Source organism: Paenibacillus nicotianae (genome assembly GCF_042681745.1).
GTDB classification, from domain to species: Bacteria; Bacillota; Bacilli; order Paenibacillales; family Paenibacillaceae; genus Saccharibacillus; species Saccharibacillus nicotianae.
The window spans coordinates 2,720,595-2,743,521 of the sequence record NZ_JBHUGF010000010.1 but is presented as its reverse complement, the minus strand read 5'-3'; the positions used below and the strand labels follow the sequence as shown (position 1 = coordinate 2,743,521).

Genomic DNA, 22,927 nt, shown 5'->3' with positions numbered 1-22,927 from the left:
TGTCTGTCTTGAACTATGATACACTGGGTAAAGAATGGCATAGATATTCGCTATTTAGATTGATACATAGAGCAGGAGGAGAAAATATGGAATCCAATTTCGATACAGTGAGATCTTCTACAGAACAACATATGAAAGATTCACTCACAGATACCAAAGCCTCTCATGAAGCAGGTCGTTTACCTGTTGTTCAATTTGTAAATGTAAGCAAAGTGATCGGTGGCAAAACGTTAATTAATCATTTGACACTAGATATTCCCGCAGGTAAAGTATTTGGATTTCTAGGGCCTAACGGTGCAGGGAAAACGACGACTATTCGTATGATGGTAGGTCTGATGAGTATGACAGAAGGAGATATTTTGATCGAAGGTCAAAGTATTCGCACTCATTTTGAAGAAGCCATCGCTAAAGTAGGCGCAATTGTCGAAAACCCAGAAATGTACAAGTATATGACAGGTAGACAGAATCTAATGCAATATGCACGTATGTCTCCTGGGGTAGAACCAGAGCGAATTGATGAAGTGATTCAATTCGTAGGGCTAACCGGACGTATTCATGAGAAAGTAAGTACCTATTCGCTAGGTATGCGTCAGCGCTTGGGAGTGGCGCAAGCCTTGCTTCATCGTCCCAAATTACTAATTCTGGATGAACCGACCAATGGACTTGATCCACAAGGGATACGAGAACTACGCGATTATTTACGTGCATTAACTCGTGAACAAGGAACAACAGTATTTGTATCCAGTCATTTGCTGGCTGAAATGGAATTGATGTGTGATGCGATTGCTGTGATTGATGGTGGGAAATTAATAGACGTACGTGAACTGCATACCACTCAAGAAGCAGAAGCAGATCTAATAGCGAAAATAATAGTTGTTTTTGAACTCGATCAACCTGAATTAGCTGTTCAATTAACGTCATCTGGAACAGTAGAAGGAAATACATGGACAATTGAAGCAGACCGTCAAGAAGTAGCACAACTGAATACATTGTTTGTTCAAAATGGAATAGCTGTGTATGCGATTCGTCCGATCAAACGTAGCTTGGAAGATCAATTTTTAGAATTGACGCGAGGAGGACAATTATGATGAATTTCTGGAGACTGGTACATAATGAAAATCTCAAAATTGTACTGAAAAAGTCAACCTGGATTTTGAGCATTTTAATGATCATCGGTTCACCTATTGTACCGATTTTCCTCAAGATTATAGATGTTCCTTTTAATGCATCAGGCGCACTGTATCAGTCATTTATTTTATATTTTATTGTAATTATGTTATCGCTTATTATTGCTTCTGAATCGGTATCAAGCGAATTTTCAAGAGGAACGATTAAGCTGTTATTGATTCGTCCATGGGATCGTTGGAAAATTTTATTATCTAAATATATTTCTGTGATTTTATTTTCATTAGTGGCTACCTTATTATTTGTAATATTGAATGTCATTTTTGCTTATATTTTGTTTCCAACTTCTTCTGAAAGTAGTATTGTATCAGGAGCTACACCTGATCTTTTACTGACTATTCTATACAATTATATTCGCGCTTTAGTCTTAATTACTGTTGCCTTTATGTTGTCCTCGTTGTTCCGTTCTACAGCGTTAGCAATAACAATTTCGATATTGTTGTATTTCTCTGGAGGAACATTGAATGGCATTTTCCGCCTTTTCCTGCAACCGGAAGATCGTGGAATCGTGAAGTATTTATTATCGACGAATTTGGATCTGACACAGTATTTTAATTCACCTACAGGTACGTTTGGCGTGACCTCATTAGGATTCTCTTTAGGTGTATTGCTTGTGTATATGATTGTGTTTATCGCGATTACATGGTTTTCTTTTGTCAAAAGAGATGTTCGAGCATAAACGATATACACTTGATCATAACCTAAGCGCTATTCTTCTACAGAAGAGTAGCGTTTTTTGATATGGTAATAATTACATTAAATTAGGTGAATCAACCGATAATGAGTTGGTTATAAGGATAGAGGAAGTGATTCACTTATAGAAGTGATTTACTTTTGAAGATTTACAAAGAAGAGTTCGATAGAAAGGAAGCATCGTATGATTTGGCTTGTGCTTATTTGTCTTATTTTTATTTTCCAGACAGGAATTATATTGATTCTGGAGTTTCGTCGTCCATCCAAAGCAGTTGCGTGGATGTTTATTTCATATTGTGTTCCCTTTTTAGGATTTGTACTTTATTATTTTGTAGCTCGTAATTACCGGATTCGTCGTACGATTCGTAAAAAAGGAACCATTATTTTTCGCGAAGTGCGTCACCGCCTGTGGAGACAATCTCATGTAATCCGTCATGCACAAGATATGGGCAATCCGAAATTTGAAAACGAAGAGCGTTTGTTTGGCTTGTTATCTCATTTGACTGAAAATCCAATCACTGCTTGTAACGATATTAAAGTACTAACCGATGGAAAAGTTACTTTTGCTGCGATGTTACGAGCGTTGGAGCAAGCAGAGCATCATATCCATATTCAGTTTTATATTTTTCGAGATGATATGATTGGCAAAGAATTTACCGATGTTCTGATCCGTAAAGCCCAAGCAGGTGTGAAAGTACGAATGTTGTGTGATGGGTTGGGAAGTTATCATTTGAAATACAAATTTGTTCGTCAGTTAAAAGCCGCAGGGATTGAGTTTTATTTCTTTTTACCTCCATTTACTTCTTTTATTCAGCGTGAAGTCAACTATCGTAATCATCGCAAAATTTTGGTGATTGATGGTGAAGTAGGATTTATGGGTGGACTGAATATAGGTGATGATTATTTAGGATATGATCCTAAGCTTGGATACTGGCGGGATACTCATCTGGAGACACGCGGAGATATTGTTTATTTTTTGCAAACTGTATTTTTAGAAGATTGGGAATTTGCTTCAGGGCAACGGATAACCGATTCTATTTATTTTCCCAAGCATCAATGTGCAGGCAATGAGCGAGCATTGATTGTATCCAGCGGGCCTGATCGTAACTGGGATGCCATTCAAGAATTATGTTTTAGTGCCATTGCTGTAGCGAAGCAACGTATTTGTATCACAACGCCTTATTTTATTCCAGATGCAGGCATCTACACCGCACTCAAAACAGCCGCAGTCAGTGGTGTTCAAGTAGATATTATTATTCCTAAAGTATCTGATTCGCAAGTTGTTCATTATGCTTCGTTATCATATATGCAAGAATTGATGCGTGCAGGAGTACGTATTCATCAATATGAAAAAGGATTTGTTCATGCTAAAGTGATGGTTATTGATGATCTATTGGCTTCAGTAGGTACAGCTAATATGGATATGCGTAGTTTTTATAGCAACTTTGAATTAGTGGCTGTGTTGGCAGAGCAGTCGACGATTCAACGATTGATGGAAGATTTTGAGCGCGATCTAGAACATAGTCGCTTATTGAATTATGAACAGTTTATCAAGCGATCCCGTATGCAAAAAACGATGGAGACGTTATCACGAATGTTATCACCACTTTTATAAAATAGCCCTTATCTATACATGTACATGTTTCTGCAACTGTCTATGATCTTAACAAGGAACTGGCTCAAGAATATGGTATAATCGCTCTATCAAAAGATTTGGCAAACGATAGGTCTTGGAATAGCTGATCTGTCGGTTGCCCTTTTATATGGAGGAACACATGTCTGAACGATTACCTGCACTATCATATACATTTATCAGTAAAAGCTTGGAAGATACCGATCAATTGGCTGCTTTTTTAGCAAAACGTTCTGTACCTGGTACGATCATTACATTAGATGGAGATTTGGGAGCAGGCAAAACGCATTTTTCCAAATCGTTTGCTCGTTATCTAGGTGTGACTGCTTTGGTGAATAGCCCTACATTTACGATCATCAAGGAATATGAAGGACATATGCCTTTTTATCATATGGATGTATACCGGATTAGTGAAGATGAAGCGGCTGATCTGGGGTTAGATGAATACTTTTATGGACAAGGTGCTACACTGGTTGAATGGGCAAGTATTATCCCTGACTTGGTGCCAGCCCAGCATTTGAAGATTGAGATTACAGTCAATGAAGACGATACACGTAAGTTTATCTGTACAGGTTATGGAGAGCTTTATTCAGCATGGTGTAATGAGTTAATACAGAATGGAGTTAGTGACAATCAATGAGTGAAATCAACGAACAGCCGCGCAAGCGGTTTTTGGTTTTGGATACATCTACGGCTGCTCAAAATGTAGCTGTTATGCAAGACAATAAAGTATTAGTATCTGAAAATAGTTATGCTGATCGTAATCATTCCGTAGGTCTGGTGAACGGAATCCAGAAGCTGATGGAACAGTCTAACACTGCACGTACTGAATTAACCGGTATTGCTGTTGGCGTAGGCCCTGGTTCGTATACAGGTATTCGGATTGCAGTCACGACAGCCAAAACATTAGCATGGACTTTGAATATTCCGGTAGTAGGCTTTTCCAGTCTAGCGGCACTGGCTTGGAGCGGGTATCAGAAGTATACCCAGACAGCATCAGCAGATTCAACATTTTGGATTATTCCACTAATGGATGGTCGACGTGCTCAAGTCTATACGTCGTTATTTGAGCTTCGAGCAAATAGTACCGTTGATCCAGTACAGTTATCATCTTTGCCACATCGCTTAGAAGAAGATCGAATTATGCTGATGGATCACTGGATGAATCAAATAGCAGAGCAATATCAGGCATTACCACAACAAGAGCGCCCGGATCATATTTTGATCGTAGGGGAAACGGCGAATCATCAAGAACGAGCAGAGCAATTACGAGATGTGGCAAAAGCCGAGTTAACGATATTAGAGTGTGGACTAGATGCAGGGTGTGCAGGAGAAGTAGGAGCAAGTCTGCTTTTGGATGGTACATATGATGATACGCATCATTTGCTACCTAATTACACACAATTGTCAGAAGCTGAAGCGAATTTGCTACGCCAATCGAAATAGAAAGGAAGTGTGCTCATGGCATTATTGTACGAGCAGAATCAACAACAACCTGTGCTACGTAAAATGACGATTGACGATATTCCAGACGTGATGGAGATTGAACATGAAGCGTTCACACTGCCATGGACAGAAGAAGCGTTTCGCAATGAATTAACGATGAACCATTTTGCCCGTTATATGGTCATGATCATCGATGGACGAACGATCGGCTATGCAGGCATGTGGACGATTATGGATGAAGCACATGTGACTAATATTGCGATTCGTGAAGCATATCGTGGACGCAAACTGGGTGAAGGATTATTAATTGAACTGATGAACTGGGCGCTAGAATTAGGAATGATACGAATGACGCTTGAAGTACGTGTTTCTAATGAGATTGCTCAGCAATTATATATGAAGCTTGGATTTACTAATGCAGGTATTCGCAAAGGATATTATTCGGATAATAATGAAGATGCCATGATCATGTGGTGTGAATTAGCAGACGCGCAAGATCAGTTGGAAGGAAGCGTGGAATAAAGATGATGCAACAAGCTATACCAAGTGAAGGATGCCATATTCTAGCGATAGAGACGAGCTGTGATGAGACGTCAGTATCTATTGTACGAGATGGTAAAATCGTGCTGTCCAATCTTGTATCAAGTCAGATAGAGACGCACAAAGCGTTTGGCGGTGTTGTACCCGAGGTAGCCTCACGCAAACATGTCGAAAGTATAACTTTAATGATTGAAGAAGCAATCCAAGAATCTGGAGTTGCATTAGAAGATATCTCAGCTATTGCAGTCACTCAAGGGCCGGGCTTAGTCGGTGCTCTTTTAGTAGGGATTATGGCGGCGAAAAGTCTAGCATTTGTGCTAGACAAGCCTTTAATTGGAACGCATCATATTGCAGGGCATATTTATGCTAATAATTTAACCGCGGATATTCAGTATCCTTCGATGGCACTGGTCGTGTCGGGTGGACATACCGAATTGGTGTTATTACAATCAGAAGGTCAATTTGAATTGATCGGTAGCACGCGTGACGATGCTGTAGGTGAAGCATATGACAAAGTAGCTCGTGCTTTGGGATTCCCTTACCCTGGTGGCCCGTATGTAGATAATCTGGCGATGGAAGCAGAATCGGCAGTGGCTTTGCCACGAGTATGGTTAGAAGCAGATTCATATGATTTCAGTCTAAGTGGATTGAAGTCGGCAGTATTGAATGTTGTTAATCAGAAAAAAATGCGTGGCGAAGAACCGATGATCGGCGAGATTGCTCGTGGGTTTCAAGAATCTGTGGTTGAAGTACTGGTGGAAAAAGCTGTTCGTGCGGTGCGTCAGTATGGAGCCAAGCAATTATTATTGTGCGGCGGTGTAGCAGTTAACCGCGGTCTACGAGCGAATCTAACAGAACGTTGTGAAAAAGAACAAATTGAATTATTGATTCCACCATTTGAATATTGTACCGATAATGCTGCGATGATTGGAGCGGCTGCTTATCTCAAATGGAAACATAGTCAATTTACCACATTAGATATGAAAGCAGAGCCATCTTTTTCACTCGAAAAATGGTCGGTCACATATCAACCTGTAGAGTAAACTGAAAATAGTATAGATTAATAAGAATTTGATATCAAAACATAACTAACCGTTGTCTCTTTTAAAGAGATAACGGTTTTTTGTATATGCTGTTAAAGTAATGATTATAGATGCAAAAAGAAATGCGTAATTGGAAAATATGGAAACATCAATTTCCGATATAATAAAGGTAGATGATAGGAAGATTGTGAAAATATTCTGTTAGCAGAAGTCAAGTATATCGTATATCGTTCTACCAAATAGACAATATACGATAGTCCTTATAAAAGCACGTTTATATAATTAGCCGTTTACAAAAACCATTAGAATAAAGATTGTATTTGTCAAGATGTTAACAAAGTTATCCACATATCCCCTATAAAATGTGCATAAGTATAAAATAAGTGATTATACGAAGCTTTTTCAAAATGATGAAGTAGGGGATATGTTTACCACATTATTCACTCAAAATCTGTGGATAATGTGTATAACTCGGTGGATAAATATGGATATGGATAGAAAATAGTATTATAACAGTGAAAAATGACCCTAATGGGTCATTTTTTATAGTCAATAAATCGCTATTTTTGTGGATAAGTTTGTTCGTAAACTTTTTTACTTGATTTTAATAAATGTTTTGATCTTTTACAATTCAGTGTACAAGTATTGACAAAATAGCTTATGATTCTACAGCTAGTGTTTCCCATTCTTCATAAGCTTGTTCCAAAGACTGTTGCAAATCAGCAATTTCTGCTTGATGTTTTTGTACTTGTTCATAGTCTTGGTAGACTTCAGGTAGCGTCAACTGTTGCTCTAATTCACCGATCCGTTCTTCCCAATCAGCGATTTCTTTTTCCAATTGTTCTGTGCGACGTTGACGGTTACGTTCGTCTCGTTTGGCTTGTTTGCTTTCTTCATAAGAGTTAGCAAAAGATTCTTCAGTGGTAGTTGCTGAAGTTGAATTATTTTTTGATTGTTGCGATGCATTTTCTGTAGCTATTTCAAGTAATTCTTGCTTTTTGATTAAATAATCATCGAAATTACCCAGATAAGAAGTTAATCCTTCTGGTCGCAATTCTAAGATTCGTTCCGCCATTTTGTTTAAAAAGTACCGATCATGCGAAATAAATAGCAATGTGCCTTCATAATCCATCAATGCGGATTCGAGTACTTCTTTGCTCATCAAATCAAGATGGTTGGTAGGCTCATCCAGAATCAACATATTCGCATCAAGCAACATCAATTTAGTTAAAGATACTCTCGCTTTTTCGCCACCACTAAGCGCAGATATTTTTTTGAGTACATCTTCACCGCTAAATAAGAAGTTACCTAACACTGTACGGATACGCACTTCTTCTAGATGGGAGAAGCTACTCCATACTTCTTCAAGTACTGTATTATTTGGATTCAAATGACCTTGTTCTTGATCATAATAGCCAATTTTTACTTTGGCTCCCCATTCAATCTTGCCTATATCGGGTTCATGTTCATCGATCAGTGCTTTGAGCATAGTTGTTTTGCCTGTTCCGTTAGGGCCAATCAGTGCAACCATATCGCCACGTCGTAATTCAAATGAAATCGGCTCAAATAACTTCTGCTTATCTTCATAGGACAAAGTAAGCTGATGTACACGCAATACCTCTTTACCTGATACGACGGAGACACCAAATGAAAAATTCGCTTTTTTGAGATCACCAGCAGGACGATCCAAGCGATCCATTTTATCCAGTGCTTTGCGGCGACTTTGAGCACGTTTGGTTGTAGAAGCTCTTACAATATTTTTCTGGACAAAGGCTTCCATACGAGCGATCTCGCCTTGTTGCTTATCAAATTGCTTCATAGCCGTTTCGTATTCAGCAGCTTTGATATCGATATAGCGACTATAGTTACCGGTATAACGTTTAGAACGATGACGCTCGATCTCAACAATAGTCGTGACTAAGCGATCTAGAAAGTAACGGTCATGAGATACAACCAGTAACGATCCAGAATAACCACGCAAATAATCTTCTAACCATGTTAATGTATCGATATCCAAATGGTTGGTAGGTTCATCCAACATTAATAGATCAGGGGCTTGTAACAGAATACGTGCTAAAGCGAGTCTTGTTTTCTGACCGCCACTTAATGTATCGATTGTGGTATCTTGCGAGAAGTCGCCAAAACCCATACCATGAAGAATACTCCGAATACGAGTATCCATTTCATATCCGCCTTGTTCGCGGAACCATTCCGAACGTTCTGCATACCGGGCAAGTAAATCAGCATATCCTTTATCATCTTCCATCATAGCAGGATCAGCAATTTGCTGTTCCATTGTACGTAATTCTTGCTCGGTATCAATCAAGTTCGCATAGACAGAGCGCATTTCTTCGCCGATTGTACTTCCATGATGCAATCCGCTATTTTGCGCTAGATAACCAAGTGTCATCTCTTTGTTGCGGAAAATCTGTCCACTATCGTAAGACATTTCACCAGCAATAATTTTGAGCAACGTGGATTTGCCTGCGCCATTGACTCCGACAAGACCGATCCGTTCTCTTTCTTCGACTTGTAGATTTAAGCCTTCTAAAATAGGGGTGATTCCATATCGTTTTGTAATTCCATTTGCTTGCAGTAACATTGACTTATCGAGCCTCCACATCATCTATATAATGGACAATCATATATTTGTTTAACAAGTTATTGTATTTAGTTTACATGAAAGGATGTTAATTTGCACCGTATGATCATTTTTAATAGAAGGTGAAGTTGGTTTTTGGAAAGAAGAATGATACACTGTCACTATCGGGATTTTTGCGAAATTTGCAATGGTCATTCAGGCTTATTATCCCTATCACAGCATGGTCTGTATCAGGAGGTAAAGTATGGAAATGATCTCTACTAAACAACGTTTACGACAAGAATTAAAGCGTAAGCGTATGGCATTAACTCCTGAACAACGATTACAAGAATCAGCAGACATTTGTGCTGCTGCTGCATTATATATGAATCAATTGCGTCAACAGAAAAAGAAATCTGCATTAACTATATGTACTTATCTAGCGTATCGAGATGAACCAGATACAATGCCATTATTACATCAATGCTGGCAAGCAGGGGATACTGTACTTGCGCCACGAATTGATGGTGAGCAAGATGCATTATTTCATGTATACCCGATTACAGGTGTTCATGATATCGAACCTGGTGCTTATGGTATTCCTGAACCAAGACATCATTTGCCTGTACTACCTGAATCGAAGTGGAATCAGATTGATATTATACTGGTACCGGGACTTGGTTATGATAGACAAGGTGGACGAATCGGTTACGGTGGCGGATACTATGATCGCTTTATATCCAGATTACAACAACATTCCTCTGATTTGCCTGTATGCGGAGCATTTGTTTTTGGCACGCAAATGACGGAAAAGATTCCGATGGAATCGCATGATTTCCGTATCGACGTGCTGTTTATGGCGTCTGAATATGTGCTAATCAGTCAACAACAGTAAAAGATAGTATTAATACCAGTACAGATCGTAGGCGGGATGAATCAATGACAGACAAACCAAATCAAGAGTATGAAGGATTACCAACACCGACAGGGAAATTGACTCATTTTAATGAGCAAGGTCGTGCCCGAATGGTTGATATTTCAGATAAAGAAAGTACATCACGCACAGCGATAGCTGTTACGACAGTGAAGATGCTTCCTACTACATTGTCTGCGATCAAAGCAGGGCAAATTGGTAAAGGAGATGTACTTGCTGTAGCGCAGGTGGCTGGTATTCAAGCAGCTAAACGTACATCTGATTGGATTCCGATGTGTCATCCTTTGCCATTGACCGGTGTAAATATTATGTTTGAAGATAACGATCATGATGAACTTCAGATCAAAGTGCAAGTCAAAACAGAAGGCAAAACCGGCGTAGAAATGGAAGCTTTGACAGCAGCTTCAGCGGTTGCTTTAACCGTATATGATATGTGTAAAGCATTACAAAAAGATATGGTGATTGGGCCAACGATGTTGTGGTCAAAAAGCGGCGGCAAAAGTGGAGATTTTAAAAGAGAAGAATAGAAGTCATCCATATGTACAATTTAGCCGAATCCTATAAAGTAAGAATAGTGATCCACCTCAATATATGAAAACAGTTGTAATCAATAGATGAATATGCCAGATAGACGGGGAGGGTGAGAGCATGGTTTGGAGAACAGCTATTCTTACAGCCAGTGACAAAGGTGCACGAGGAGAAAGAGAAGACACCAGTGCACAAGTCATTCGCGAATTAATTGAAGAAGAGTTAGGTGGAGAAATTGTTGAATACCGGGTCGTGCCTGATGAGCCTGATGAGATTATTGCAGCGTTGATTGAAATGACAGAATATTTTAATGCTGATTTGGTGTTAACCACAGGAGGAACAGAACTGGCTCAGCGTGATGTGACCCCTGAAGCAACACGTCGTGTCATTCAACGCGAAGTACCCGGTATGGCAGAAGCGATGCGAGCTACAGTCATGAAAAAAAATCGTTCGGCAATGTTATTTCGCGGGATCTGTGGTATTCGTGAACGGAGCCTGATTGTGAATTTGCCCGGCACTCCCAAAGGTGTACATGAGCATCTAGCAGCGATTATGGATCAATTGCCTGAAGCGTTGTTGATGATTACCGGACAGTACAGTAATACCGATGAGCGTTAAGACCGATAAAGTATAGAGTAGAGTTGTTACTGTTCCACAATTTTTTGAGTTAAAGAATTGTGCTTTTTTGTCGTTAACTTACAATAGGGCTAAAGATGAAGTGTACATTTCAATATGCTATGATAAAAAAGACAAAGCTAGCTTTGTCTCATGAATAAGGAGGAATACCGAATGCTAAATGGTATAGGACCTACTGGATTTATATTGTTGATTGTGTTGGCTCTTATTTTATTTGGTCCGAATAAATTACCTGAATTAGGACGTGCTGTAGGACGGACGTTTCGTGAGTTCAAAGAAGGCACGCGCGATATGATGAAAGATGAAGATACAACATCTAAGACTAGTACCGATTCGATTCAGTCCGCAGAAGTGATTCCACCTGCTCAACCAGAAGATAAACGTTAAAGAGTGTAGACGATTCCGAATCCCTTCCCTACGGAAGGGATTTTCTTTTGAGATAGGAGGAACTTATGGATAACCCGGAAAAGCAGATGTCTTTGATCGAACATATAGGAGAATTAAGGCGTAGATTGATTGTTATTATTGCTGTATTATTTCTGGGCATGATTTTGGGACTATTTGTAGCTCAACCGATTTATCAGTATTTAGTAGCCGCAGAGACAGCGCGAAATCTTGTATTTCATGTATTCTCATTTTGGGACGGTATCGGATTGTATATGAAAATTGCGATGGTGGTTGCTTTGTTGCTGACTTTACCAGTAACGGTATACCAGATATGGGCATTTGTGAGTCCGGGGCTGTCAGACAAAGAACGTCGAGCCGCTTTACGTTATGTTCCTTTTGTATTTATGATGTTTTTGTTAGGTGTTTTATTTGCATATTATGTAGTATTTCCGATGGCGCTTACGTTCACATCTAATGTTACTCGAAATATGGGACTCGCTGAAACGTATGGAGTAGTGCAATATTTTACGTTTATGTCGAATATCGTTTTTCCAGTAGCAGCTCTTTTTGAATTACCTATCTTGATTATGTTTTTGACAACTTTACGTATTTTGAATCCAGCACTTTTACGCAAATTACGCAAAATAGCTTATCTAGTACTCGTATTCATCGCTATTGTGATAACACCACCGGATTTTGTATCGGATATTTTAGTAGCTATTCCGTTGTTATTTTTATATGAGTTAAGTGTTATTTTGTCAGGAATTGTGTATCGTAAGCAACAACGATTAGATGCTATGAGATTGCATGAAGAATTGTAAATATGTGACTAATCTCCGACGAAACAAATTACACAAGATAACAATCAAAGAAAAAAGCATTTTTGCCAAAGCGATCATCTGATGATTCAGAGAGAGCTAACAAAAATGCTTTTTTTTTATATGTATTTTTGTAAAAAATCACTATCTTTTTTGGAGAGCAACTATTATAAATAGGAGAGAGAAAAAATAGAAATGGTACTTGCATATAGAAATGAAAACAAAAAAATCGTCAAAATATGACAAATACTGCAAAAAAGCATAGATAAAGCAAAAAACAGCCTCTTTTGTTCAGTATTTGTACAGAGTAATTGTACTAAAATGATCAGGTAAGGAACGAAAAAGGGGATAAATATCATGAAAAAAATATCGTTTTTATTAACCACATTTGCTTTGATTTTTATTTTGCCATTACTGGGGAGTTTGGCAAAATGGGGCGGTTTACCTCCAGGATACGGAATATTTCCTGTACAGAACGATGTACAAGATCCTGGATTTAATTTAATCTATTTTATAGGAGCATGTGTTATAGCTGCTTTTATACTTGCCTTTTTGTTATTTCCACGTTTGTTTGGATTTAAAAAAGAGAAGATTGTGCGTGTTGCCAAATCCAAAGTGTCTTTTCCAATCTGGTTCTGGGCTGCTTTTCCAATATTGCTGATCTGTTGGTTTATTATATGGTCACGTGCAGGATTTGTAAGTTTACTTGAACCGTATACATTTGTACCATTATGGTGGGCATTTATTTTAATTTTGGATGGTATCGTATACAAAAGAAATAACGGGGTCTCTCTTTTGTCCAGCAAGTTATACATAATGCAGTTGCTGGCTATCGTTTCTTGTTTTAGTTGGTTTGCTTTTGAATATTTGAACTTTTTTGTAATGGAAAATTGGTATTATCCTAATAAAGATGTATTTTCGAATTTTGGTAATATTTTTTGGTTTGCTTTATCGTATACCACTGTATTACCAGCGATTATCGAATGGTATTTATTGCTTCAGACGTTTCCAGCTTTGAAAAAAAGATACAGCAATGGGCCTAAAATTCATTTGAACAAACCATTACTTATAGCTTTCTATATCGTAGGGTTGATTCTTGCGTTTGGAATGGGGTATTTCCCGTTCGAGTTGTTCTTTGTGTTATGGGTAGCATTGGTTCCAATGTTGTCAGCCGCGATGGGATTGATCGGCTTTTGGACACCGTTTACATCGATTAAGAATGGGAACTGGTCACCAATCTTGTTAATAGCAATTGCTACAGTAGCCAATGGTTTCTTCTGGGAAATGTGGAACTTTGGTAGTGAATGGTTCAACGAGGGCATTCCGGTCAATCCGAATTATTGGAAATATTCTGTACCTTATTTAGATAAAATTCATATCTTTTCAGAAATGCCGATTCTGGGCTATTTCGGTTATCTATTCTTTGGTGTCAATTGTTGGGTGATTTGGCTAACAGGTGCATATGTATTTAAATTTGATCCTAATTTTGAAGTTGTCGGAACAGGGGATAAAGCGAGGGAACACTAATGATATGGAAAGATCAGAAATATACAGTGATTGAAGAGATCGCCGATCATGGGAGTAAGGCGATCTATCGTTGCATTGATAATCTTTCCGGACAAACAGTTATTGCCAAGGTTCTAGGAGCCAAAGCATCCACATATGAAGCAGTGATGCGTATTAAAAAAGAATACAAAATGCTATCCGAACTTAAAGGTGTAGTGGACGGTGTTATTCAACCTATTCAACTTGAAGAACGTGGTGGTTTTTTTGTACTTACTTTGGAAGATATCAATGGGCAATCGCTACGAAATATAATCCGGGATGAACGATTGGATGTATCAACGATTTTGCGTTTGGCGATCAAAATCGTTGATATTATTGGACGTATCCATGAACAGCAGATTATTCATAAAGACCTCAAACCTGCCAATTTAATCTGGAATCGTACCAGTGATCAGATTCAAATCATTGATTTTGATTTATCGGTCAAATTAAATAACGAAAAGCAAGAATTTCAAAATGCAGGCGTGATGGAAGGGACATTATCCTATATTTCACCTGAACAAACAGGACGGATTAATCGGAATATCGATTACCGTTCTGACTTTTACTCTCTAGGTGTTGTATTGTACGAAATGGTTACCGGGCAAAAGCCACATCCTGCTAATTCAGTTGTAGAACAGATTTATTCAATTATAGCTAAAAAGCCGATCTCACCGTATGACCTTTCAAATGGTCAAATCGCTCGTCCATTATCGAATATTATTATGAAACTATTAGAAAAATCGCCAGAGGATCGTTATCGCAGTGCATACGGGATCAAAGCTGATCTTAGAAAATGTTACGATCCTCAAGCTGATTTTCAGATCGGGCATGAAGATCGTTTGAGTCTTTTTCATATTCCACAGCGATTGCATGGACGTGATGAAGAGTTACAGAAGATGAGACGCATTTTGACCGAAGGGATTCAAGAGCGAGTTCAATTGGCGCTAGTATCAGGAGAAGCAGGAATCGGTAAAACTTCTTTTGTGAATGAGCTACACAGCTTTATTTCACAGGAACGTGGTTATTTTATTCAAGGCAAATTCGAGCAATATAATAAAAATATTCCGTACAGTGCTATTATTCAAGCATTTCGTACATTGCTGGTACAGTATCTCAAAGGGCTGCCAGAAGAAAAGCAACAACTACAGCTTTCTCTCCGTAATTGTCTAGGCAATAATGCAGGTGTGATCACCAAGTGGTTACCTGAATTAGAGCAAATACTCGGTATACAGCCGATGGTAGAACCACTTAATCCTACGGAAGAAAACAACCGATTTTTCTTATCATTTATACGTTTCCTTGAAGGATTAACTGTAGGACAACGACCACTGGTATTATTTTTAGACGATCTACAGTGGGCAGATGTATCCAGTATTCAATTAGTAGGACGATTAATGGAAAGTAGCAATCTCAAAAAACTATTCATTATCGGTTCCTATCGTGCCAATGAAGTGAATCCCGGGCATCCGTTAGCTACAGCGTTGCAGGAGATTGAAGCACAGACAGTAGTTCAACATATTGAATTAACTTCATTATCTGCACAGCATGTGCAATATCTGATCGAAGATACATTAGGCACAACAACAGCGACGATTATCGAGCCTTTACGCGATAATATCTATCATCAGACCAAAGGAAATCCATTTTTTATCCATGAAATTCTTAAAGATTTGTACAAAAATAAAGCGATCTTTTTTGATGATGAATTAGGAACATGGAATCTGAATCAGACGCAAGTTACACAGATGACGATGAACGAAGATTTGATTGATTATCTGATTAGTAAAATGCAGACGTTACCTGTTCACATGCAACAAATTCTTGGATTAGCGGCTGCTATTGGTCGTAGTTTTGACTGGCATATTCTTCATCTAGTTAGTGATGCGACCCCTACATTGATCATAGAGTCTTTGATCCAGGCGGTACAAGACGACATTATTACACCGTTACATTCCAATTATCAAATGTTAAGCAGTGTAGAAGAAGTAAGTACAGAATTGAAGCAGTTGGATGTTCCATTTGCATTCGGACACGATAAGCTTCAACAAGCGTTATATCAAATGCTTGATTCGCAAAGTCGCCAAAGTCTACATCTTCAGATCGGATGGTTGTTACTTGATCACTGGTCAGTCGATAAAGTGCGCGAAAATAGTATGGATATCGCAGGGCATTTGAATAAAGGCATTTCATTGGTTCAATCTGCTCAAGAGCGCGAGCGTATGATTCAGATTAATCTTCAAGCTGCCAAGCGTGCGAAGGAAGCATTTGGTTACGAGATTGCATGTCAGTTTCTCGAAATGGCTTTAAGTCTGTTAGCCACGGATAGCTGGACAACAAATTATCAGACTACATTTGATCTGCATTATCTGTATAGCGAATGTTCTTATCTTATTCATCAACTGGAATCAGCAGAGCAAGCCAGTCTCACATTAATTAATCATGTGCAGACACCGCTTGAACTGGCTACAATCTATGAAATGCAGTCTAACCACTATATGTACCTCGGCATGATGAAAGAAGCGATAGATGCTGGTAAATTAGGTCTGGCGAGTCTTGGAATGTCTGTGCCAACCAAGCTCAATATGGCGATTGTAGGGAAAGAGATTATACGCGTCAAGCTCAAGCTTCGTGGCAAAACAACTCATCAATTATTGCATGGGCCTGAAGTGCAAGATGAGAAAATTAAATTAATCATGCGCCTATTAGTGAGCTTTATTCCGCCTGCATTTATTTCAGGAGAACAGACACTATTTGCATGGGCAGTGTTGAAAAAAACATATTTATCGATTCAATATGGTAACGGCCCTGAATCAGCAGGTGCTTATATCGGGTATGCGATGTTATTGTCAGGTATGGGTGATCTCAAAGGGGCACAAGATTACGGCAAGCTTGCGGTAGATATCAATGAGAAATTCAATGATTTACAGTGGCGTAGCCTTGTCAAAGTGCTGTATACGTTATTTTGCTATAGTTGGAGTCACGAGTGGGAATTGTTGGAAGAAAAGTATAGCCAAGCGATCGACTCCAGCATATTGTCAGGGGATATGTTGTATCTAGCTCATGCTTGTTATTATATGAATCTTTGGAATCCGGCACTCGAAATAGAAAAGTACTTGCAAGAAAGCGATCAGATGATATCGATGATCGAAAATACCAAGTACAAAGAAGCACTAGCAACAGCTCATTTATCGCGCCAGAAGTTTCGTATACTTGCAGGAGACTTGAAGCAGACCGATTCATTTGAGGATGGATCTTTTAGTGAACAAGCGTATTTAGAACAGTTGACGGCTGCCAATTATTATTCAGGCATTGCTATTTATTATATTAATAAAATCCAAATCGCTTTTATTTTTGAAAATTATCGGCAAGCGATCGAATATATCGATAAAGCCTACAAAGTTGTTGGTACACTGGCTGGTTCAACATTTTTGGAAGAGTTTTCTTTTTATACGTTTATGAATATTGCGGCTTGTTATGATGAATTAAGTGTAGGAGAGAAGCAGACCGCTCGTCTACGTATGCGCAAAGAGTACCGAAGAATGAGAAAATGGGCAATTCATTTTCCTCATAACTTTTTAACCCAGCAACATATGATGAGAGCAGAATGGTTACGTATTAATCGCAAATACAAAGAAGCCGAAAAATATTATCATCTTGCTTTGTCTTCTAGTGGACATGGTAATTTTACACGGTACAAAGCGATCGCAAGTGAACAAATTGCCCGTTTCTACAAATCCCGAACATTGAATGAACTGGCGGCTTATTTTTTCAAGCAAGCTTCTTATTATTACTCTGTCTGGGGTGCCAAAGCCAAAGTGGAACATCTGGAAAAACAATATCAAGACTTGATGTATCATGTGCAGTGGATTCCATCGCATACAGAAAGTACACTCACTTCTTCTACAGACAATATTGATATTCACTTGCTATTCAAAGCATCACAGATGATTTCCAAAGAGATCGATCTTGATCAATTGTTACAAAAAATTATGGAAGTTGTGATTATGAATGCAGGTGCAGAACGCGGTTGTATGATTATGCAATCTAATTTTTCACTTTGGGTAGAAGGGGAATATAATCATACAGGCAATAAGATAGATATTACACTCCATCATGATCAAAATCGAGAACAACATCAGCATTTCCCATGGGAGATTATAGATTATGTTGCTCATAGTGGACAAACATTACTGCATAGTGATGCTCGCTCTGGAATCGGAATGGCGGCGTACACGTATATTGCAGAACATCAGCCTAAATCTGTACTATGTATGCCGTTATACAATCAAAACAAATTGATCGCTATTATTTATCTGGAAAATAATTTGATGACCGGTGCATTCACGAATGAGCGCCTCAAAATGATTAATTTGCTATCCAGAGATATGGTCTATTCTATTGAAAATGCCAGCCTTTATGCCAATATGGAAAACCTGGTGGCAGAACGCACAGAAGAATTGGCGATCAAAAATGAAGAACTAAGTAAATACTTTAACATTGTAGATAAAAATGTAATTATCGTACAAACCAATCTGCTTGGTGAAATTACGATGGTCAGTGAAGAATTTTGCATTATGACAGGGTATGCACGCGAAGAATTAATCGGTACCAAGCATCATTTCTTGTATTCTAAAGATCGGCGCGAAGGTTCTTATGATATCTTTGTGATGAATGAAGAGAATACTTGGAATGGCGAATTGATTCAACCGAAAAAAGATAAAAGTCTGCTGTGGTTAGCTATGATTATCGAGCCTATTTTGAATCATAATCAGATTACAGGATATACATTTATCGGTCATAATATTACAGACAAAAAGAAAATAGAACGTATCTCGATTATTGATGATCTAACAGGCTTATACAATCGTCGCCACTTTAATGATCGTATTTTACACAAAATTTTAAAAGCAGCTAAAGAGCAAAAAGGGCTTGCTTTTATGTTGCTTGATATCGATCATTACAAAAAGTACAACGATACCTATGGTCATTATGAAGGTGACCATGTGTTACGGATGATTGGTTCTACCCTAACAGCTCAGATGCGCAAAAGAACAGATATGGCTTTTCGTCTGGGTGGGGAAGAGTTTGCTATTTTGCATATTAGTACAGGAATCGAAGAAGCGCATGAATTTGCAGAATCATTGCGTGCTTGTATTGAAGAGTTACGTATTCCTCATAATCAAAATGATGCTAGCCCGTATATAACCGTTTCTGTAGGTCTGGCGGTTGTGACAGCGGTAGACGATGAACTGACCGAAGAAAAGATTTACCGTTTAGCAGATGAAGCCTTATATCGCTCCAAAACTAACGGCAGAAACTGCGTTACAATCAACGTTTTATAAAGCAAAAGAAATCAATGTGAATGTATCATCATCGCGTTGATTTCTTTTTTTATACCCAGATTGAGGTTTTATTGTTCAGGATTGGGTAATTGTAAGAGTGATTGTATGGTGCGTTATTTCTTATTTTGAACCGAACTTTTATAAATTTACACAAAGAGACTTGAAATTATCGCTCAAGTTGAGTATCATAAAGTTGGTTGTTAGCACTGAAAGGTGTCGAGTGCTAATTACATAAATAACAACCATCACATGAAACAAATCAATATATTATTTTAAGGAGGCTATTTTTCATGATCAAACCTTTAGGTGAACGTGTATTGGTAGAAGCGATCGAACAGGAACAAACAACTTCATTTGGTATTGTCCTTCCAGACTCTGCTAAAGAAAAGCCGCAAGAAGGCAAAATTATTGCTGTAGGTAGCGGTCAATTAAAAGATGGAGTGCGTATTCCTTTGGAAGTAAAAGAAGGCGATCGTGTCCTTTTCTCCAAATATGCTGGAACAGAGATTAAATTCGAAGGTAAAGAATATTTGATTATGAAAGAAAGCGATATTCACGCTATTCTATCTTAATACCAACGAATATACATTTACACAGTCGGTACATGCCGATCTGTCATTATAATGATTTTAAAATATCAAGGAGGTAACTATTCTTATGGCTAAAGAAATTAAATTCAGTGAAGATGCTCGTCGCGCAATGCTTCGTGGTGTAGATGCTCTTGCAAATGCAGTAAAAGTTACATTGGGACCTAAAGGACGTAACGTTGTTCTTGAGAAAAAATTTGGTAGCCCATTGATCACAAATGATGGTGTAACGATTGCAAAAGAAATCGAATTAGAAGATGCTTTCGAAAACATGGGAGCTCAATTGGTTAAAGAAGTAGCAACTAAAACCAACGATGTAGCTGGTGATGGTACTACAACGGCAACTGTTTTGGCTCAAGCGATGATTCGTGAAGGTCTTAAAAACGTAACTGCTGGTGCTAACCCTATGGTTATTCGTAAAGGGATTGAAAAAGCTGTTCGCGCTGCTGTTCAAGAATTGCAAAGCATTTCTAGACATGTGGAAGACAAACAGTCTATCGCTCAAGTAGCTTCTATTTCTGCGGCTGACGAAGAAGTAGGTCAATTGATCGCTGAAGCTATGGAAAAAGTAGGTAAAGACGGTGTTATCACTGTTGAAGAATCTCGTGGATTCGCTACTGAACTTGAAGTTGTAGAAGGTATGCAGTTCGACCGTGGATACCTTTCTCCATACATGATTACAGATACAGATAAAATGGAAGCTGTTCTAGAAAATCCATATATCTTAATCACAGACAAAAAAATCACAAACACACAAGAAATCTTGCCTCTACTTGAAAAAGTAGTACAACAAAGCAAACCATTGGTATTGGTTGCTGAAGATATCGAAGGCGAAGCTTTGGCTATGCTAGTTGTGAACAAATTGCGTGGTACATTCAATGCTGTAGCTGTTAAAGCTCCAGGATTCGGTGACCGTCGTAAAGCAATGTTGCAAGATATCGCTGCTCTTACAGGTGGTCAAGTGATCACTGAAGAATTGGGTCTAGACCTAAAAACAGCTACAATCGAGCAATTGGGTACAGCACGCCAAGTACGTGTAACGAAAGAAAACACAATCATCGTAGACGGTTTTGGAGACAAAGCGGATATCGATGCTCGTGTGAACCAAATTCGTTCCCAACTGGAAGAAACAACTTCCGAGTTCGACAAAGAGAAATTGCAAGAGCGTCTAGCTAAATTAGCTGGTGGCGTTGCAGTGATCAAAGTCGGTGCAGCAACAGAAACAGAATTGAAAGAGCGCAAACTACGCATCGAAGATGCTTTGAACGCAACTCGCGCTGCGGTTGAAGAAGGTATCGTATCTGGTGGTGGTACAGCGCTTGTGAACGTATATGCAGCAGTATCTGCTGTACAAGTTACAGGTGATGAGCAAACAGGCGTAAACATCGTACTACGTGCTCTTGAAGAGCCTATCCGCACAATCGCTGCGAACGCTGGACAAGAAGGTTCTGTTATCGTTGAGCGTCTGAAAAAAGAAGTAGTGGGTATTGGTTACAATGCAGCTACAGGCGAATGGGTAAACATGTTCGAAGCGGGTATCGTTGACCCTGCTAAAGTAACTCGTTCTGCACTACAAAATGCAGCTTCTGTAGCAGCTATGTTCTTAACAACAGAAGCAGTTATCGCTGACAAACCAGAACCTGCGGGTGCTGGTGGCGCTCCTGATATGAGTGGCATGGGCGGTATGGGAGGAATGGGTGGTATGATGTAATAAGATTCTTTTGAATCTTTTACATGATCCAACTATTTTTTCAAAAAAAGAGGTTGTCCACAGGTTCTAACACCTGGGGGCAACCTCTTTTGCTATTTTTAAATATACTTCTAGTGGATTATCATACGTTCTGTAGGACTTATAGTAAAGAAGTGTAATACTATTCTAATATTTGACCATCTATCATAGTCCATTGCACTTGAAAAGCATCATCCACTAGCACTAAGTCTGCATCCATGCCTACTGCAATTGCTCCTTTTTGCTGTAGATCCAGAATACGTGCTGGCGTAGTCGAAGCCATTTGCACAGCATCTGTTAAAGAAATCCCTGTTTCAACAGTATATTGGAGAGCTTCATTCATTGTAACTGTACTTGAGGCTAGTGTTCCATCATGTAATCTAGCCACACCATTGGTTACCGTTACATGGTGACCTCCAAAAATATAATTTCCGTCTCCCATACCCATAGCCTGCAAAGCATCTGTAATCAAAACCATACCTTCAGCACCTTTTGAACGATGCATTAATCGAATAATAGCAGGATGCAAATGAATATGGTCTACAATAGCTTGAAGGCTGACATGCTCTTCTTCAAAAGCTGCAACAACAATTCCTGGATCACGATGATGGATCGGTCGCATCCCGTTAAAGCAGTGTGTGACATGACTTGCGCCAGCTTCAAAGGCTTTTTTGGCTTCTTCATAAGTCGCATCCGAATGAGCAATAGATATAATAACACCTTGTTCTTTGAGAAATGAAATTAATTCCATCCCTCCTGGTAACTCTGGAGCAATCGTCACCATTTTAATAAGAGAACCGGCTTCTTTAAAGATCATCTTCATTTCTTCTATATCAGGATGACGTAAATACTTCTCATTTTGCATACCTTTACGTATTGGATTCAAATAAGGTCCTTCTAAGTGAATCCCGGCGATTTTGGCACCTACTTCATGACCGACGACACGTTTCACACTGTCGATCATCGCTAAAAGATCTTCAATCGTAGAACTGACAGAAGTAGCTAGAAAAGAGGTACACCCTGTAGAAGCACACGTACGAGACACTTCTTGTATACTTTCTTCACGACCATCCATCATATCAAAACCATTTGCTCCATGAATATGAACATCAATCATGCCAGGTATTAAACGATGTCCTTTACAATCGATTTGTTGATATTGTTTATGTGTAGAAATAGGGATTGTATCCATCTTTATGATTTTTCCATTTTCGATCCCTACATGAACAAAGGGTAGAATTTTATTTGGTAGTACCAGTTCTACATTTTGCAAAATAGTATACATAGATATCCTCAT

At 38.7% G+C, this 22,927-nt stretch carries 18 protein-coding genes; 16 read left to right on the top strand and 2 right to left on the bottom strand.

Annotated features, from left to right (window positions below; translation table 11 throughout):
* Positions 1-131: 131 nt before the first annotated feature.
* The 7 genes from ACFSGI_RS16310 to tsaD all read left to right on the top strand — a co-directional run bounded on the left by ACFSGI_RS16310 (position 132) and on the right by tsaD (position 6,540).
* Complete coding sequence (locus ACFSGI_RS16310) at positions 132-1,088, top strand: ABC transporter ATP-binding protein (protein WP_204825696.1); 957 nt, start codon at positions 132-134, stop codon at positions 1,086-1,088.
* Positions 1,085-1,864, top strand: coding sequence for an ABC transporter permease (locus ACFSGI_RS16305; RefSeq protein WP_204825255.1), 780 nt, complete (start codon positions 1,085-1,087; stop codon positions 1,862-1,864). The genes ACFSGI_RS16310 and ACFSGI_RS16305 overlap by 4 nt, the downstream gene beginning before the upstream one ends.
* Positions 1,865-2,062: 198 nt before the next feature.
* A complete protein-coding gene (cls, locus tag ACFSGI_RS16300) occupies positions 2,063-3,493 on the top strand; it encodes a cardiolipin synthase (protein WP_204825254.1) in 1,431 nt (476 codons plus the stop codon).
* Positions 3,494-3,653: 160 nt separating this feature from the next.
* Entirely contained in the window at positions 3,654-4,151 is a 498-nt protein-coding gene (gene tsaE / locus ACFSGI_RS16295; RefSeq protein ID WP_204825253.1) for a tRNA (adenosine(37)-N6)-threonylcarbamoyltransferase complex ATPase subunit type 1 TsaE, read from the top strand.
* Complete coding sequence (gene tsaB / locus ACFSGI_RS16290) at positions 4,148-4,957, top strand: tRNA (adenosine(37)-N6)-threonylcarbamoyltransferase complex dimerization subunit type 1 TsaB (RefSeq protein WP_204825252.1); 810 nt, start codon at positions 4,148-4,150, stop codon at positions 4,955-4,957. Before tsaE ends, tsaB begins: the two co-directional genes overlap by 4 nt.
* Positions 4,958-4,972: 15 nt before the next feature.
* Entirely contained in the window at positions 4,973-5,479 is a 507-nt protein-coding gene (gene rimI / locus ACFSGI_RS16285; protein WP_379283677.1) for a ribosomal protein S18-alanine N-acetyltransferase, read from the top strand.
* A gap of 2 nt (positions 5,480-5,481) precedes the next feature.
* The gene (tsaD, locus tag ACFSGI_RS16280; RefSeq protein WP_204825250.1) at positions 5,482-6,540 is read left to right on the top strand and encodes a tRNA (adenosine(37)-N6)-threonylcarbamoyltransferase complex transferase subunit TsaD; all 1,059 of its coding nucleotides are present in this window, start codon (positions 5,482-5,484) and stop codon (positions 6,538-6,540) included.
* A gap of 658 nt (positions 6,541-7,198) precedes the next feature.
* On the opposite strand, the gene ACFSGI_RS16275 is transcribed toward tsaD, so the two are convergent.
* Complete coding sequence (locus ACFSGI_RS16275; protein ID WP_204825249.1) at positions 7,199-9,142, bottom strand: ABC-F family ATP-binding cassette domain-containing protein; 1,944 nt, start codon at positions 9,140-9,142, stop codon at positions 7,199-7,201.
* Positions 9,143-9,386: 244 nt separating this feature from the next.
* Here ACFSGI_RS16275 and ACFSGI_RS16270 point away from each other — a divergent pair, with 244 nt between their 5' ends.
* From ACFSGI_RS16270 to groL, 9 genes are all read left to right on the top strand, one after another.
* Positions 9,387-10,016 (top strand): 5-formyltetrahydrofolate cyclo-ligase, encoded by a 630-nt coding sequence (locus ACFSGI_RS16270; RefSeq protein ID WP_204825247.1) that lies wholly within the window; start codon positions 9,387-9,389, stop codon positions 10,014-10,016.
* A 44-nt stretch (positions 10,017-10,060) separates the two neighbouring features.
* Complete coding sequence (gene moaC, locus ACFSGI_RS16265) at positions 10,061-10,582, top strand: cyclic pyranopterin monophosphate synthase MoaC (protein ID WP_204825246.1); 522 nt, start codon at positions 10,061-10,063, stop codon at positions 10,580-10,582.
* Between the two features lie 121 nt (positions 10,583-10,703).
* Positions 10,704-11,201, top strand: a complete 498-nt coding sequence (locus ACFSGI_RS16260) for a MogA/MoaB family molybdenum cofactor biosynthesis protein (RefSeq protein ID WP_204825245.1) — start codon at positions 10,704-10,706, stop codon at positions 11,199-11,201.
* Positions 11,202-11,372: 171 nt separating this feature from the next.
* Positions 11,373-11,606, top strand: a complete 234-nt coding sequence (tatA, locus tag ACFSGI_RS16255) for a twin-arginine translocase TatA/TatE family subunit (RefSeq protein ID WP_204825244.1) — start codon at positions 11,373-11,375, stop codon at positions 11,604-11,606.
* A gap of 65 nt (positions 11,607-11,671) precedes the next feature.
* Positions 11,672-12,427, top strand: a complete 756-nt coding sequence (gene tatC / locus ACFSGI_RS16250; RefSeq protein ID WP_204825243.1) for a twin-arginine translocase subunit TatC — start codon at positions 11,672-11,674, stop codon at positions 12,425-12,427.
* 354 nt (positions 12,428-12,781) lie between these two features.
* Positions 12,782-13,951: a small-conductance mechanosensitive channel gene (locus ACFSGI_RS16245; protein ID WP_204825242.1), complete on the top strand. Its 1,170-nt coding sequence runs from the start codon at positions 12,782-12,784 to the stop codon at positions 13,949-13,951.
* Positions 13,951-19,314 (top strand): diguanylate cyclase, encoded by a 5,364-nt coding sequence (locus tag ACFSGI_RS16240; protein ID WP_204825241.1) that lies wholly within the window; start codon positions 13,951-13,953, stop codon positions 19,312-19,314. The genes ACFSGI_RS16245 and ACFSGI_RS16240 overlap by 1 nt, the downstream gene beginning before the upstream one ends.
* A 290-nt stretch (positions 19,315-19,604) precedes the next feature.
* A complete protein-coding gene (gene groES, locus ACFSGI_RS16235; protein WP_069326136.1) occupies positions 19,605-19,886 on the top strand; it encodes a co-chaperone GroES in 282 nt (93 codons plus the stop codon).
* Positions 19,887-19,971: 85 nt separating this feature from the next.
* Positions 19,972-21,612 (top strand): chaperonin GroEL, encoded by a 1,641-nt coding sequence (gene groL, locus ACFSGI_RS16230; protein WP_204825240.1) that lies wholly within the window; start codon positions 19,972-19,974, stop codon positions 21,610-21,612.
* 160 nt (positions 21,613-21,772) lie between these two features.
* Here groL and nagA read toward each other — a convergent pair whose 3' ends face one another.
* Positions 21,773-22,915, bottom strand: a complete 1,143-nt coding sequence (nagA, locus tag ACFSGI_RS16225) for an N-acetylglucosamine-6-phosphate deacetylase (protein WP_204825239.1) — start codon at positions 22,913-22,915, stop codon at positions 21,773-21,775.
* Positions 22,916-22,927: the final 12 nt, after the last annotated feature.